This is a genomic window from Winogradskyella eckloniae, assembly GCF_013249045.1.
Lineage (GTDB): Bacteria > Bacteroidota > Bacteroidia > Flavobacteriales > Flavobacteriaceae > Winogradskyella > Winogradskyella eckloniae.
This window is the reverse complement of record NZ_JABRWP010000002.1, coordinates 1-15,727: the sequence shown is the minus strand read 5'-3', so window position 1 is coordinate 15,727 and position 15,727 is coordinate 1. Positions and strand designations below refer to the sequence as shown.

The following is a 15,727-nucleotide window of genomic DNA, read 5'->3' as shown; positions in this document are numbered from 1 at the left end:
TATTTTACAATGATAAAATACATTGCCCTAAACACTCAATTATCTGAGATTAGTATAAAAAATACAGTTGAACTTTTAAACCAAGACTGCACCATTCCATTTATTTCGCGCTATAGAAAAGAAACCACAGGGAATTTAGACGAAGTACAAGTTGGAAATATCGTTAAGTTTAAAGAGCAATTTGAAGCTTTAGAAAAACGAAAACTAGCAATTTTAAAAGCCTTAGAAGAACAAGCTATTTTAACGGAAGACCTCAAACAAAAAATCGCAAAAACTCAAGATTTAATAACGCTTGAAGATTTATACCTACCCTTTAAGAAAAAACGAAAAACAAAAGCAGAAACGGCTCGTAAACATGGTTTAGAATCTTTGGCTAAAATCATCATGAGTCAAAATGCTAATGATATAGAATCTATTGCGTATAAATACGTAAATGGCGACGTCTCAACTACAGAAGAGGCTTTAGAAGGTGCCAGACATATTATAGCCGAATGGCTCAATGAACGTACTGATATTAGAAATATATTGCGCAACGAACTAGAACGTCGCGCTCAAATAAGCACTAAAGTTGTTAAGTCTAAATCTACAGATGACAAAGCACAAAAATTTAGAGATTATTTTGATTGGTCGGAAAGTTTAAACCGAATTCCTTCCCACAGATTACTAGCCATATTAAGAGCCGAAAGCGAAGGTTATATTCGTGTGAAAATTGAAGTTGATGAAATTAGAGTTTTAGAACGTATTGATCATAAAATAATACGCAGTAATAATGCTTGTGCAGACCAAATAGAGTTGGCCATTTCAGATGCTTATAAACGTTTACTTTTTCCGTCGTTAAGTAATGAAGCTTTAACTAATGCTAAAGAAAAAGCAGATGCATCTGCCATTACTGTTTTTGCTAAAAACCTAAAACAATTATTATTAGGTTCGCCAATTGGCGAAAAACGTGTACTCGCTATAGATCCTGGTTTTAGAACAGGTTGTAAAGTGGTTTGTTTAGATGCGCAAGGCAATTTAAAGCACAACGAAACCATTTATCCGCATGCGCCAAAAAACGATAGTATAGGCGCCATAAAAAAGATTTCTAGTCTAGCAGAAGCTTATAAAATTGAAGCCATTGCTATAGGAAACGGAACAGCATCAAGAGAAACGGAAGCCTTGATTCGTAAAATTCAATTTAAAAATGAGATTCAGGTATTTGTAGTCAGTGAAGCAGGTGCAAGTATTTATTCGGCATCAAAAATTGCGCGCGATGAATTTCCTAATTATGATGTAACCGTTAGAGGTTCGGTGTCTATTGGACGACGCTTACAAGATCCTTTGGCCGAATTGGTAAAAATTGATGCCAAATCTATTGGAGTTGGGCAATATCAGCACGATGTGGACCAAACTAAACTTCAAAAGCAATTGGATACCGTTGTAGAACATTGTGTGAATGCGGTTGGCGTTAATATCAATTCTGCCAGTCAACCTTTATTAAGTTATGTTTCTGGTATAGGCCCAAAATTAGCCGAAAACATTTTTAATTACAGAACAGAACATGGTGTTTTTAAATCGCGAAAAGACTTATTAAAAGTGCCACGATTAGGCGGCAAAGCATTTGAGCAAAGTGCAGCCTTTTTAAGAATAAAAGGCGCTAAAAACCCATTGGATGATTCTGCTGTGCATCCTGAGCGCTACACGATGGTAAAACAAATGGCAAAAGATGAGGGTGTTTCACTTGAAGATTTAATTGGTAATAAAGCCATTCTTCAACATATAGATTTAAAAAAATATGTCTCTGAAGGTGTTGGTTTGTTGACGCTTAAAGATATTATAAAAGAGCTTGAAAAACCAGGATTAGATATAAGAGAAACGGCCAAGGCATTTACTTTTAATCAAAACATAAAAACCATAACGGATTTGCATGAAGGGCAATTATTGCCAGGTATTGTCAATAACATTACCAATTTTGGCTGTTTTGTAGATATTGGTATAAAGGAAAGTGGCTTAATCCATGTGTCTAATTTATCCGATAGTTTTGTAAAAGATGTGAATGAGCATGTGCATTTACATCAACAAATTATTGTAAAGGTTTTAGAGGTTGATGTGAGTAGGAAACGGATACAGTTAAAATTGCATAAATAAATTTATAATGTTGACATAACATTTAATTACTTTTCCTATATTCTTTAAAAAAAATACTTGTGATGATTAAAACCTACCTTAAACCCCTTAGAATCTTTGTTTTAACGTTAATTATTCTTTTAAGTGCATTAGATCTTGTTTCTGCACAAGTTAATGATGCTACTATACTAAGAGATAAATATGTAGAGTATATCAAAGCTCCAAGAGAGGTTGCCTATGTTCATTTAAACAAATCAACATACATTAAAGGAGAAAGTATTGGATTTTCGGCTTACGTTTTAGACAAGAATACTAAACAAATATCTAATCTTACTTCAAATCTTTATGTTGTTATTAAGGATAGCAATAAAAATGTGATTAAAAAAGAGCTTCTAAAAGTTGTAGATGGGGTAACTTCAAGTGTTTTTCCTATAGATTCTACATTTACCTCAGGTCATTACACATTTAACGCATACACTAATTGGATGCGAAATTTTCCTGAAAACAATCATTTCTCTGAATCCATACGAATAATCGACCCAGAAAAAGAGGAATATATTACAAGTTCGTTGATGGAAAATAACATTGATGCGCAGTTCCTTCCAGAAGGCGGTCATTTACTAGAAGATGTTATTAACAAAGTAGGTGTTGTTTTAAAAGACTCTTCAGGTTATGGTATTTCTAATGCTCAAGGTATTGTGACTGACGAAAAAGATAATGTTATAACCACATTTAAAGTAAATCAATTTGGAATTGGTCAATTTATGTTGATCCCAAAAAGAGGTAAAGACTATCAAATAAGTATTAATTATCGGAATAAAGAATTTAACTTTAAATTTAATACAATAGTAGAACCCATAGGAATATCACTTTCAGTTGCAAGTCGAAAAGATAAAGTTTTTGTTACTTTGAATACAAATACCAAAAGTATAGATTATTTAAAAAATAAGGTTTTTAAATTAGTTATTCATAATGGTAATCAAATACAAGTGAGTGATTATGTTTTTACTGAAAATTTAGCAATTACGAAGTCATTTAACTTAAAAAAGTTGCCTCCAGGTATTAATATTTTTACAATTATAAATGAAAAAAACCAAGCAATATCCGAACGATTATTTTTTAATTATAATGGTATTGACGTCACAAAATCTAACAGTATTTCTAAGCAAATTAAAGAAGATTCTATTTCATTAAAAATCAACTATAAAATATTAGATACTACAACAAAAAACAATATAAGTGTTTCTATATTGCCAAAAGACACAAAATCTTATAAAAGGCATCACAACATTATATCTTATAATTATTTACAACCATATCTTAAAAGTACCGTTGAAAATGCGAAATATTATTTTTCAGAAATCACTGAAACAAAAAAATTAGAACTCGATAACCTCTTATTAACACAAGGTTGGAGCAGTTACGATTGGCGGACAATATTTAATTATGAGGGAACAACTATTTACCCATTTGAACAAGGGATCACTTTAAATGTTAACATTAATTCAGAAGCTAAAAAGGAACGAGCCAAATATTTAATTCACAAAACAACAAATCATCAACCGTTATTTGTTGAGCTTTCAGAAAAGGGGGACTTCTTTTCAATTGAAAATAATTTTTTCTCAGAAAACGATGATATTCTTATTTCAAAAATAAAGAAGAATGGACAACTAAAACCAGCCAAGTTGTACCTTCAATCCTTTCCAAATAATATTCCTATTTTAAATGATAACATAAACATCTTAAATCCAAAAACAGAATACAATATTAAAGCAGGATTAAAACAACCAATCAAGGTTATTTTAACAGATAGAGTGCAACAACTTAAAGAAGTGGTTCTTAATGCCAAATTAGATCAAGAAAAACTCAGAATTGAAAAAATTCAACAGTCTAAACCTTGGGGGAAAGTATACATTTTTAGTGATAATGATAGAAGGCGTTTTCATACTTTAACTCAATTTATAAATACTACAACAAATTTAAGAGCAACCGATAGTGAAAATGGTTTAGTGGTAGTTAGCCGGATACCAACAACGATAAACAGTGATCCTTCACTTTTAATTTACTTAAATGACATTCCTCTTATCAGTTCTAACATGTTAAATAATTATCCCATGTTTGATATTGATTATGTTGTTATTAACAAGTCAGGTTTTGGTGAGGGTATACGAGGCGGAAATGGTTCAATAAAAATTTACACAAATTCAAAATTAATAGAATCTAACACTAACAAACTAACTACTCAAGAATTTAAACTGCCCTTAGTTTTTAGTGAAAACAAAACATATTATGTACCTAAGTATCAATATCAAAACAAAGATTTCTATAAGTATTATGGAACGATAGATTGGAAACCCAACCTACATTTTGACCCTACAGGTAGTGTATCAATAAAATTTGCTCAGCCAAAAGTCCCTGTAACGCTATATATAGAAGGAATAGCTAGCGACGGATCCCTTATCTGTGAGGAGAAAACAATTACATTGAATTAAATTAATGTTATAAAGAAATCGATACATACTTTTTTAGTTTAATTTTTAATTTTATAACAAAAAATCAGATAAAATGAGACCTAGTTCCAAATCCAGGTTTATGATTAGATTTTAATAAGTAGTTTAAAACCGATTTAAATTAAAATCGTCAATTTTATTTTTTAGTATACTTATCTTTGTATAAAAACAGAACGATATGTTATCAAAATCCATAGAAGCAGCACTAAATCAACAAATAAGAATAGAGGCAGAATCATCACAAACCTATTTATCCATGGCCGTTTGGGCAGAAGTAAAAGGATTAGAAGGTATTTCTAGTTTTATGTACGATCAGTCTGATGAAGAACGTATGCATATGTTAAAGCTCATTAAATTTGTTAACGAACGTGGTGGCCATGCGCACATCTCTGAGTTAAAAGCGCCAAACGTAAGTTTTAAGTCTTTTAAAGGCATGTTTGAAAAACTATTAGAACACGAAATTTTTGTGTCAGAAAGTATTAACGAACTGGTTCATATTTCATTACAAGAAAAAGACTATGCAACCCACAATTTCTTACAATGGTATGTTGCAGAACAGATTGAAGAGGAAGCTACAGCAAGAACCATCCTAGATAAAATAAAAATGATTGGTGATGACAAAGGCGGATTATACTTGTTTGATAGAGATATTCAGCAACTTACAGTAAGCTCTGCTGCAGAAACACCTGCCGAATAAATGTTAAAATTTATTTAGATTAAATATAAATAGTTACATTTGCCGTGTCTCTTAGCATATTGCTATGCTAATTACTCAAAGATGGGCAAAAAGAAGAAAAACAAAACGTTAAAGAAAGAACGCATTAAAGTTCTGGAAACCTCTGGTGTTGCATCATTAGGCAAAGTAAAATCTAAGTGTTGCAAAAAGTTTAAGAAATCTGAAAACAAACGTTGTAAAAAATGTCCTTGTTTTGATTTGTTAAAGAAGGTGGCATAACATAACTTGCTATTGCTAATGTAAGCATTCTTCAGGTTTAGATTTCGTATTTATTATCATTACTTAGTGCGAAAAAGATTTGCGTTTACACCATATAATCTTGCCATTGAATTAAAACAAACTTGTTTATATTGTTTTCTTTTCGTTTTAAAAAGCCGTATTCAAAAACAAACAAATAGGTGTCTCCATTTTGGTTTCTCCAATAGTGTGTAAAAAACTTAGGATTAAAGCCTTCATTTATTAAAAGATGCGCTCTTACAGTTACTTTTCCGCCTTTGTTATACTCTTTTAGGATTTTACGATTTAGTTTTAACTGATTCATTACTTTATCAAAAAATCGTGTTGGTTGATCGCTAGCAATTTGGTATTGGTATGCGCTTTTGCATTGCGGATCGCAGTATTTTTTATCCGTTCTACCCACTAGATCCTTATTGCAGTACAAGCACTGTTTTTGAATTCTCATCCTTTTTCATTTAAACGAATAATATACGACAATTATACGTATAAACCACACTTAAATCATTTTTGATGCGTAGTTTGGCACATACGAATCCACAACATGTCCATGAAACCACAAAAGAGTATTACTTTAAAGCATCTTTTTATAAACAAAACCAAGTGCATAGGCCTTCAGTTTAATACAGATAAAATTATTCAGGCCTTGGTAGAAGGTTTACCACATGTGGCCTGGAGTGACGATTATGGCTTGTTTTATTTACCCAATAACCGCTCTAATCTCGATCTTATATTTAAGACTTTTTATCGTATAGCTTGGGTAAATGGCAATTATTTCTTTGCAGAAAAAGTAGTGAATGAAAACAATCCAACCCTTAAGTTAGACCACTATAGAAACAGAAAATTAGCAAAGGGTTATAGAGCGTGTCCAGAATCGTATTTGCTTAAATTAGAGCTAAAACGCTATTCTAGCAACACGGTAAGTAATTATGTATCGCGATTTGAAGCTTTCGCCAATTATTACAAAGACAAAGACCTTATAGATATCAATGAAATAGACATCAGAGCTTATATACAATGTTTAGTAAAATCCGGAAAATCTAACTCTTATATTAATTTAACCATAAACAGTATTAAGTTTTATTACGAAACTGTTTTGGGCATGCCAAATCGATTTTATAGTGTAGAACGCCCTCGGAAAACCAAACAGTTACCCAATGTACTTTCTAAAGAAGAGATCTTAGCTATAATAGCACACACCAATAACATAAAGCATAAGTGTATTGTAGGTTTGCTGTATTCATCTGGCTTAAGACGCAGTGAGCTTATCCATCTAAAGGTAAACGATATTGATAGTAAACGCATGGTTGTTATTATAAAAAGTGCAAAGGGAAACAAAGACAGAATCACAGTATTGAGTCCGGTAATTTTAAAAGATTTACAGGCCTATTATAAGTTATACCGACCAGAAACTTATCTTTTTGAAGGGCAATATGGTAAGCAATATAGTGCTTCGAGTATTTTAAGCATTGTAAAGACATCAGCAGAAAAGGCTGGACTCCATAAAAAAGTGACGCCACATATGCTTAGACATAGTTTTGCGACTCATTTATTAGAAAACGGCACTGATTTAAGACATATTCAGTTATTATTAGGACACAGTTCTACGAAAACGACAGAAATATACACACATGTTGCCAATAGGTCCTTTATGGAAATAAAAGATTTATTATCTTAGTACAATATATAATGTGAATATAGTTAATAACTATATTCTATTGTTACCACACATTTGAGAAATGCCAACACCAATTCATAGTAAAATAATAAATAAAGTTACTCGAAAAATTTTAAAGGAGCACGGAATTGTTCGCAAAGGACAATCTCGAAAATGGCTGGATGACCAATATTGGTTTACAACTGGAATTGAATTTCAACCTTTTAAAGACAGAAGAGGAACTTGTTTAAATGTTGGTGTTAATTTTCATTGGTATGAGAAAAGCTATTTTTCATATGACATTGGATATAGAGAATCTGAATTTATTGATTTTGTGAATGAAGAGCAATTTGAGAATGAAATGAATTCTCTGGTGGAATTAGCTTTAAAACGCACATTAGGATTACGTGAGAAATTAACGGATTTAAGAACTGTAACCAATACAATACTCAATCACGAATATACAAGCGATAGTCTTTGGGGAAATTACCATCGAGCAATTATTTGTGGACTGAATAACGAACCAAAAAAGTCCGAACATTATTTTAATCTCGTTTTAGAAAACAATTTAGAATGTGATTGGGAACAGGAACTAAAGCGAAGAGTTGAGAAATTAAAAACGGATTTGGATAACACTGCAGATTTTCGAAATAGAATTGACAAGATTATTGAAAGAACTCGGATTGTAAAAAAATTAAAAGAAACTGAAATAAAAAACGTGTGGTAACACCGTGTATAATTAATTGCTTGGTCACTGCCGACTTACGAACATTCCTGCGGAATATTCTATCTGTGATTTATTTGCTAAATTAGTTGCTTAACCACGCAACTAACCATACACAAACACGTTAGCGCACATTTGCCAATCTACTCTAAAAACAACTCTTTTTTTTGACGGGTATTAAACCTAAAAAATATGACTGACCAAAGCAGCGCGCAATCTATTCGTAGGATTGAATTCTGGAATAATATAATTTATAAAAAGGACTCATCAAAATCCCAAGCAACTCATGCTGTTTGAATCTCGAGATGGAATAACTTTTTCTTTAAAAAACCATAACTTTCCGAAAAATTTAATAACGTGCGCTAACATTATGTATAATTAATTGCTAGTTTTGGCTCACTTGCGAAAATCCTGTGGATTTTCTGCCGTTCGTGTTTTATTTGCTAAATTAGTTGCTCGAATCACGCAACCAATTATACACTGAGCGTTAGCAGCAATAGGCACTCAAAATTTGCTAGCTTCCTTTTTTCGCGATTTTTTTTAGATTTTTAAGTCAGATAAACCATAATTGGAAACCAAAAATTCCTAATTCTCACGCAGGACAGGTTCCTCGTCCGATCAATTCGTGCGTTGCGAGTTCATTAAAGCCTATGAGCCTCATTACGCAGGACTTTTAATCTCTGCGACCAATCTAACCCTTTATTCTAAAAAAACTGCTGCTAACAAGGTATATAATCCATTGCTTGGTATTAACTACTCACGAAAATTCCGCTGGAATTTTCTCTGGTTCGCAAAAGTTTGCTAATTTAGTTGCTTAACCACGCAACGTATTATACACGAACCGTTAGCAGCAATTATGAAGAAAATCACAGCCATCATTTTCTACTAAGATGAATAAGATTAAAATTATAAACAAAGAAATTAAATCAATTAATTTTGATTCAGTCCAAATTCAAGTTGAAGAATCAATTCCTGAGCTCTTAACAAATTACTTGCTTGATTGGTTAGAAAAGTATGTTGAAGAAGGAAAAACGATAGAAAACGAAGAGACATTACAATTTGGATTTTCTATGTTAAAGTTTCAGATAGAAAAAAATATTCTACACATCAAAGGTCCAGATTATAAGTTAATTCCTTTTAATTGGACTAAAAACTTAACCAATACATTCCTTGTTTTTAAGGAGCAAAAGTTTACAGTTGAAAGTTTCAATTTAGAATCTGAATATGCGAAGCTACAAGATACAGCGATTGTTGGAATTGAATTTGATAAACAGCCTTTCATAATGAGTAGATACGAACCTTCAAAAAATAATCCTAATGATTCTGGTTGGTTTATTGGAAGCCTAAAAGAGGAAATAGACAATAATAATCCTAAAAACCTTTCTGTAAAATCTTTATATGAAATTGTATTAAAGCAACCACTCTCTTTACCATACTTATTCTTTCCTAAAGAGTCTTTTATATCATTTAAAAAAGGAGAAGTAGAAGTAGTTAATGGAGATTATTTTCTAAAATCGAAAAAAGGAAGTTATGTGGAACAAAAAGCTGCTAACACGGTGTATTAGTAATAGCGGTTTAAACGATAAAACGAAAGTATAAACATAAAACAAAGGTCAGTACAAAACCGAAAGGTTTGTGAATAGAAACCCGCTACTACTCATACACTAGACGGTTGTGTATAATGCCCGAAACCGACAAAATGCATTTTTCAAAAGAAATACAAAGAATTTTAACCGAGACTAATTCCAAAGTGAAATTGGCAAAAACAATTGATGGAATTCTACCAAATCGTTATGCATTTTACAACAAATATGGAAGAAGTTTTCGAGCGGAATTTGCTCAAACTGACAAGGACTTTTCTATTGTACTATTTGAGCGGACTAAAAAGCAAGACTATGAACAATGCTTCGCACGTGGAATTTTTAATGATTTAAAAAGACTATCAGAAGTAATTGACTTTTGGGTTGGAGAACAAAAATCAATTTCCGAAATAAAATCCGAATTTAATGAACTCGAAATCTATGAAAATTTTGACTTTGAAAACTCAAATTCAGATATCGAAAAAGCTTGGAACAAAGTCAAGAATATGTTCTTTAATGACACGAAATTTTGGGAGAATACGGAATGGAAAAACAGGTATTTGAAAATGATACTCGGAGCAAAAAAGCATACTGAATTTAAGGAACTGTTTCCTTTCACAAGTCATTATTGGTTAAGATTTAGTCCGAGAAAGGAATTTATAACTGAATGTTGGCCACTTGACACTTATATTGTTCCAATATTTCATAGCAAAGAACAACCAAAGGAACTTGGAAATTATTATGTATCAACAGATGAAAACAAAGATGGAGATTACTTTTCGGATTTGAATGACGCTCTTGATTTTTATGCTTCAAAACTGAAAGAAACTGAACCGATTAAATGGAATTAAAACAATAAAAGCACTATACACAACAATGGCTATAAGTAATTGCTGGTTCTCACCTACTTCTGAAAATCCTCGCGGATTTTCAGTTTGGTGTGTACTTGCAAAGTTAACCGCAAACCCACGCAACTACTCATAGCCGAGACCGTTGTAGCACATTTCGCATGACAAACACAAATCAAACATCTGAACAGCCTGAACTTCCCTTAATTTGTATTTACAAAAACAAAGGAATTGAAATTATTAATGGAGAAACGATTAAATTCTTTAACAGAACAAGTGCGAATAGTTTGATTCTAGGTAAAGATGACGCTGAAATGTACTCAAGCGAAATGAATATCTTGAATTTGGAACAGAAAACTGACAAATTTAAAAACACCAAGTGGAATAGATTCTTAGCGAAAACAATTTACAATCCATCATTTGATGTAACTCTGAATTGGAAACAAATAGGAACTTATAAACTGACCGAATTAAAAACGAAGATTAAAGATTGTATCGATAAAGATGATGATATTTTAACACAGTTTGTTGATGCGGATTTTTTCAAGTATAAAATTGATGAATCATCTGATTTTACTCATCTGATTGACAATCTGAATAAATATCGTTTTGATATAATAGACGAAGAAAGTATTTGGAAAGAAAATGACGAGTGGAATAACAAAAAATAAAAACGTGCTACAACACTGTGTATAATTAATTGCTTTTTTAGTGCCTACTTGCGAAAATTCCTGCGGAATTTTCACGGGTTCTTAAAAGTTTGCTAACTTAGTTGCTTAACAACGCAACTAACCATACACAAACACGTTAGCAGCAATAGCCACTCAAAATTTACCAGCTTCCTTTTTTCGCGATTTTTTTTTAGATTTTTAAGTCAGATAAACCATAATTGGAAACCAAAAATTCCCAATTCTCACGCAGGACAGGTTCCTCGTCCGAGTAATTCGTGAGTTGTGAGTTTATTAAAGCCTATTTGCCTCACTACGCAGGACTTTTAATCTCTGTGACCAATCTAACTCTTTATTCTAAAAAAAACTGCTGCTAACAAGGTATATAATCCATTGCTTGGTATTGACTACTCACGAAAATTCCGCTGGAATTTTCTCTGGTTCGCAAAAGTTTGCTAAATTAGTTGCTTAACCACGCAACGTATTATACACGAACCGTTGTGGTTAATTTAAAAAATGACGATAGAACAATTAAAATCGAACATAAAATGGTGGGAATCCAAAAGATGGATTTATAATGTTGCTGTTGGACTTTTCGGAATTTTTGGAATTTACGATGGACTTTCAAGAGGAGAATACTCTTGGACAGTAGACGACACAATCGGAATTTTGATTTGGGGAATTGGAGCAAATATTTTTTATTCACTAGGAATTTTATTGGAATTATTTGACTGGTATTACCTGAAAAACAGAGTCGGAATTAAAAGGTTCCGAATATTATTTTTCATATTCGGAATTTTATTCAGTTGCTTATGGACTTTATGGTGTAGTTGGATTTATTTTGCAAAACCACATTTATGGTAAAACAAATGAAGAAGTCTAAAATGAACGAAATCTATTTATCAAAAATAAATGAAGAACAAAATCGAGAGGTCATTGTCGAAGGAGATGACCATTCTATTTGGGCTTATGTCTTGAAACATTCGGAGGAAAGTATCGGAATTGAATTTGACGGATTTATATGCTCTCGTGGAACTCTTGTTGAGTCAAGTAAAGAAATAAAAAACTATATCAATAACGCTATTTCTGCGCCATTAATGAAAAGGTATTCGAATGAATTCTCTATCCAACGAGAAATTGAAAATAAGGACATAGAAATTGATTGGAACGGAAACGAAATAAGTATAAAACTAAACGGAATTGATTTTCTGATTATGGATTTAAAAAACCGAAAATCTTACTCAAAATCAACATCTGAAAATGGTCCTTATGGAATTCCAATAACTGAAAAAAACTAACCACAACACCGTATATAATTTATTGCTTGGTTCTAGCCTACTTACGAAAATCCTCGCGGATTTTCTATTCAGTTTTTATTTGTTAACTTAGTTGCTTAAACCACGCAACAAACCATATACAAACACGTTGTGGTGCATACGAGAAAATGGTAACTAACATTAAAATATCGTCTTTAATTATATTGATTTTGTGCATTTTTGGCTGTCAAAATGCGGAACAAAAACCTATAAAAAAAATCGAAAAAGATTTCGGTCTTTACGAGAATGAAAGTGACAGCATTGCGGTTGAATTAAAATTAAACGAATTTAATAACTGGAACGAATTACTCGAACGGACTGAACAAATTGTTTGCAATGATAGTCTTCCAAAAATAACTTTTGACAACGATAGCATTATAAAAAGGGTTTATTTGAGGAATCCTTGTTGGGAAGGAATAGGTTGTATTTTAATTAAGCAAAAAAATACAATTCAAATACATAATGATACGATTAGTAAATCAGACAGATTTTTTTATCCATTAGATAGTTTAACAAGTGTTCTGAAAAAAGACTTTGAAAACAATGGTAAAATTCCATCTTGGAGCGTTAGTCCTGAAAAGCTAATGATTTTCATTTCTTACGACAACAATAATATGGAACGACTTCCAAAAACATTGGAAAGAGTACTTAATGAATATGAAAAATTAACGGACAGCGTTGTGTTGAAAATATGGCTGAATGAAAAATTTGATATTCCACCACCACCGCCACCACCGAAAGAAATAGACGAAATTGAATTAATAGAGGATAAAAAATAAGTACGACACCACAACACCGTGTATAATTAATTGCTTTTTACGTGCTTACTTGCGAAAATTCCTGCGGAATTTTCTCTGGTCCGTAAAAGTTTGTTAACTTAGTTGCTAAACCACGCAACTAACCATACACAAACACGTTATGTAGCATTTGACGAACCAGCCAACTATGAGACATTTATTAATAATTTTCTTACTTGCAATAACTTCAAACTGTTCGAGTTCGAAAGAAAAAGTATTGACCCCAAAAAAATACTTAAATGAAGTTTTAGAAATAGTTGAAAAAAACTCAATTAACAGAGATTCCGTTGATTTCAAAACCATAAAACACAATGCTCTTTCTAAATTATCCAATACAAATACAATTGAAGAATGTTATCCAATAGTTCAATCAATTTTAAGAGAGTTAGGAGATAATCATAGTTTCTTTATGTCAAAAGAACAAGTGAAAAATTGGAAATCGACAAGTAAATCTACTGAAGAAATTAAGCTAATTACTTTTTCAGGAAAATTATTAAAAGATAATTATGGGTATATAAAAATGGATGGATTTAGTAGCGGAGATTCTATTTCGATTCAAAAATATGCTGACAGCTTACAGAATAAAATTAAATCTATTGATAATAAAAATATTAAAGGTTGGATTTTAGACTTGAGAGAGAATACAGGCGGAAATTGTTGGCCAATGTTGACTGGAATTGGACCGATTTTAGGAAATGGAATCTGTGGTTATTTCGTTGACAGAAAAGGAAACAAATCCTCTTGGTTCTATAAGAATGGAGAATCTGGAATTAATGAGTTTACGATTACAAAAGTTAGCCATCAACCATATGAACTTTATGACAATACTAAACCAATTGCAGTTTTGACTGGTTCAAAAACAGGAAGTTCTGGAGAAGTAGTTGTAACAGCTTTTCATAATAAAGAAAAGACTAAAAGTTTTGGAACAAAAACTTATGGAGTATCCACTGGAAATCAAAATTTTGATTTAAGCGATGGTTCTATGATTTTATTAACTACTTCAATTTATGCAGATAGAAAAGGAATAATATTTGGAGCTGAAATTGAACCTGACGAAATCGTAGAGTTTGATTACAATTCAATTGGAAAACAAAGCGATTTAGTAATTCAAAAAGCAATTGAATGGATAAACGAAAAAAAATAAAAACGCTACATAACACCGTGTATAATTAATGGCTGGTTCTCGCCTACTTACGAAAATCCTCGCGGATTTTCTATTCGGTTTTTATTTGCTAAATTACGTGCTTAAACACACCACTAACCATACACGCACACGTTGTGGGTAATACGAAAAACGAACATTTATGAACATACAATCCTTATTAGAAAAAATTAAACTTTTTGAAAAACTTATAATTGACAGCGGATTTAAAAGAGACGTTACAGGATTTAAGGAAAGTATTGCACCACAACAAAACAGGCAGAATCTTCAACTTTTTCAAGATATTGCAAAAAAAATTGAATCGTATCTAATTATGATTTATGAATCGGATTTACCAGAAGCTTTGGAATCTGTACTTCCAACTGATTCAAGAAGACCATTTACGGAAACAGACCATTTAGAAAAATTAAATGAAATCCTGAATGACAGCGAATTAGCAACTGCTCAATATTTTAGCAAATTAAATAGTTTACTAAATACTCTTCAAACTCAAATTGAGGCAAATCATACGGAACTCAATCGACTTAAGACTATTTTTCAAAATTATGCAGACTTTGAACAACAGGAGATTAATTCAGAAGAAAACGCAGTCATTTCATTAATTTTTAAAGACTTAAAAACGACAACCAGTCTAAAAGAATTTTCAAGAGTCTTAAATAAATGGAACAGGACTCTACTGATTTATCATCAACTTTTGTCAAGTGAACCACCAAAAGACATAGAGATTGTTGAAGTTCAAAATGGCTCAATTGATGTTTTAGTAAATATAGATTTTGATATTGCTGTAGATTTAGTAGAATTAATAAAATTAGGTTTTAAGGTCTTTGGTGGATATCTACTATACAAATCAAAAGCGAAAGATATAATAGCAACTTATTTTGGGAATAAAGTACTAATTGCTCAAGAAAAGAAAAGAGAAGACGCAATGCTTGAAAATATTCATAAAGCAATTGAAGCCAAAGTTTTAGAGCAACATAAATTAGCAAAAAAAGAAGACAATGCAATTGACGGAACAGCTATCAAAGTAAAAGTAAAAGATGTTGCAGATATTCTATCAGAGCACATAGTGAAAGGAAATGATATAAAATTACTTGCTGGTCCTGAAGAATACGAGGAACTTGAAGATGATGCTGAAGAAATTAGATTAAGCTCAATAAGTAATCGAAGAGCATTAAAAGAATTGCCGAAAGAGGATAGAGTTAAACTAATTGAAAAGTATGAAATTAAAGAAAAAGACGAACCAAAAGCATAAAGTACTACCCACAACAAAGTACTGTGGTAAAAAACAAGTAAAAACTCATTAATTTTTCACTAAAGTACTTCTATAAGTATCATCATATATTAATCCAGATTTAGCAATAGCAAAGGCTTGTTTTAATAGCTTATTAC

The 15,727-nt window shown here is 31.7% G+C and carries 13 protein-coding genes; 12 read left to right on the top strand and 1 reads right to left on the bottom strand.

Going from position 1 to position 15,727, the window contains the following annotated elements:
• Positions 1–9: 9 nt before the first annotated feature.
• The 3 genes from HNV08_RS03045 to HNV08_RS03035 all read left to right on the top strand — a co-directional run bounded on the left by HNV08_RS03045 (position 10) and on the right by HNV08_RS03035 (position 5,313).
• The gene (locus HNV08_RS03045) at positions 10–2,127 is read left to right on the top strand and encodes a Tex family protein (RefSeq protein ID WP_173279660.1); all 2,118 of its coding nucleotides are present in this window, start codon (positions 10–12) and stop codon (positions 2,125–2,127) included.
• A 62-nt stretch (positions 2,128–2,189) separates the two neighbouring features.
• Positions 2,190–4,598 (top strand): hypothetical protein, encoded by a 2,409-nt coding sequence (locus tag HNV08_RS03040; protein WP_173279659.1) that lies wholly within the window; start codon positions 2,190–2,192, stop codon positions 4,596–4,598.
• Positions 4,599–4,794: 196 nt separating this feature from the next.
• A complete protein-coding gene (locus HNV08_RS03035; protein ID WP_173279658.1) occupies positions 4,795–5,313 on the top strand; it encodes a ferritin in 519 nt (172 codons plus the stop codon).
• Positions 5,314–5,656: 343 nt separating this feature from the next.
• On the opposite strand, the gene HNV08_RS03030 is transcribed toward HNV08_RS03035, so the two are convergent.
• Complete coding sequence (locus HNV08_RS03030; protein WP_173279657.1) at positions 5,657–6,034, bottom strand: hypothetical protein; 378 nt, start codon at positions 6,032–6,034, stop codon at positions 5,657–5,659.
• Between the two features lie 102 nt (positions 6,035–6,136).
• Here HNV08_RS03030 and xerA point away from each other — a divergent pair, with 102 nt between their 5' ends.
• The 9 genes from xerA (at position 6,137) to HNV08_RS02985 (ending at position 15,590) form a co-directional block, all read left to right on the top strand.
• A complete protein-coding gene (gene xerA, locus HNV08_RS03025; RefSeq protein WP_173279656.1) occupies positions 6,137–7,264 on the top strand; it encodes a site-specific tyrosine recombinase/integron integrase in 1,128 nt (375 codons plus the stop codon).
• A 61-nt stretch (positions 7,265–7,325) separates the two neighbouring features.
• Positions 7,326–7,970: a hypothetical protein gene (locus tag HNV08_RS03020; protein ID WP_173279655.1), complete on the top strand. Its 645-nt coding sequence runs from the start codon at positions 7,326–7,328 to the stop codon at positions 7,968–7,970.
• Between the two features lie 887 nt (positions 7,971–8,857).
• Positions 8,858–9,532 carry an immunity protein Imm33 domain-containing protein gene (locus HNV08_RS03015; RefSeq protein WP_173279654.1) on the top strand — a complete coding sequence of 225 codons (675 nt, stop codon included), beginning with the start codon at positions 8,858–8,860 and terminating at the stop codon, positions 9,530–9,532.
• A gap of 116 nt (positions 9,533–9,648) precedes the next feature.
• The gene (locus HNV08_RS03010; protein ID WP_173279653.1) at positions 9,649–10,398 is read left to right on the top strand and encodes a hypothetical protein; all 750 of its coding nucleotides are present in this window, start codon (positions 9,649–9,651) and stop codon (positions 10,396–10,398) included.
• 158 nt (positions 10,399–10,556) lie between these two features.
• Entirely contained in the window at positions 10,557–11,066 is a 510-nt protein-coding gene (locus HNV08_RS03005; protein WP_173279652.1) for a hypothetical protein, read from the top strand.
• An 866-nt stretch (positions 11,067–11,932) separates the two neighbouring features.
• Positions 11,933–12,361, top strand: coding sequence for a hypothetical protein (locus HNV08_RS03000; protein ID WP_241697166.1), 429 nt, complete (start codon positions 11,933–11,935; stop codon positions 12,359–12,361).
• Between the two features lie 146 nt (positions 12,362–12,507).
• Positions 12,508–13,158: a hypothetical protein gene (locus HNV08_RS02995; RefSeq protein WP_194241968.1), complete on the top strand. Its 651-nt coding sequence runs from the start codon at positions 12,508–12,510 to the stop codon at positions 13,156–13,158.
• Positions 13,159–13,324: 166 nt separating this feature from the next.
• Entirely contained in the window at positions 13,325–14,320 is a 996-nt protein-coding gene (locus tag HNV08_RS02990) for a S41 family peptidase (protein WP_173279651.1), read from the top strand.
• A gap of 160 nt (positions 14,321–14,480) precedes the next feature.
• Positions 14,481–15,590 (top strand): hypothetical protein, encoded by a 1,110-nt coding sequence (locus HNV08_RS02985; protein WP_173279650.1) that lies wholly within the window; start codon positions 14,481–14,483, stop codon positions 15,588–15,590.
• The last annotated feature ends 137 nt before the right edge of the window (positions 15,591–15,727 follow it).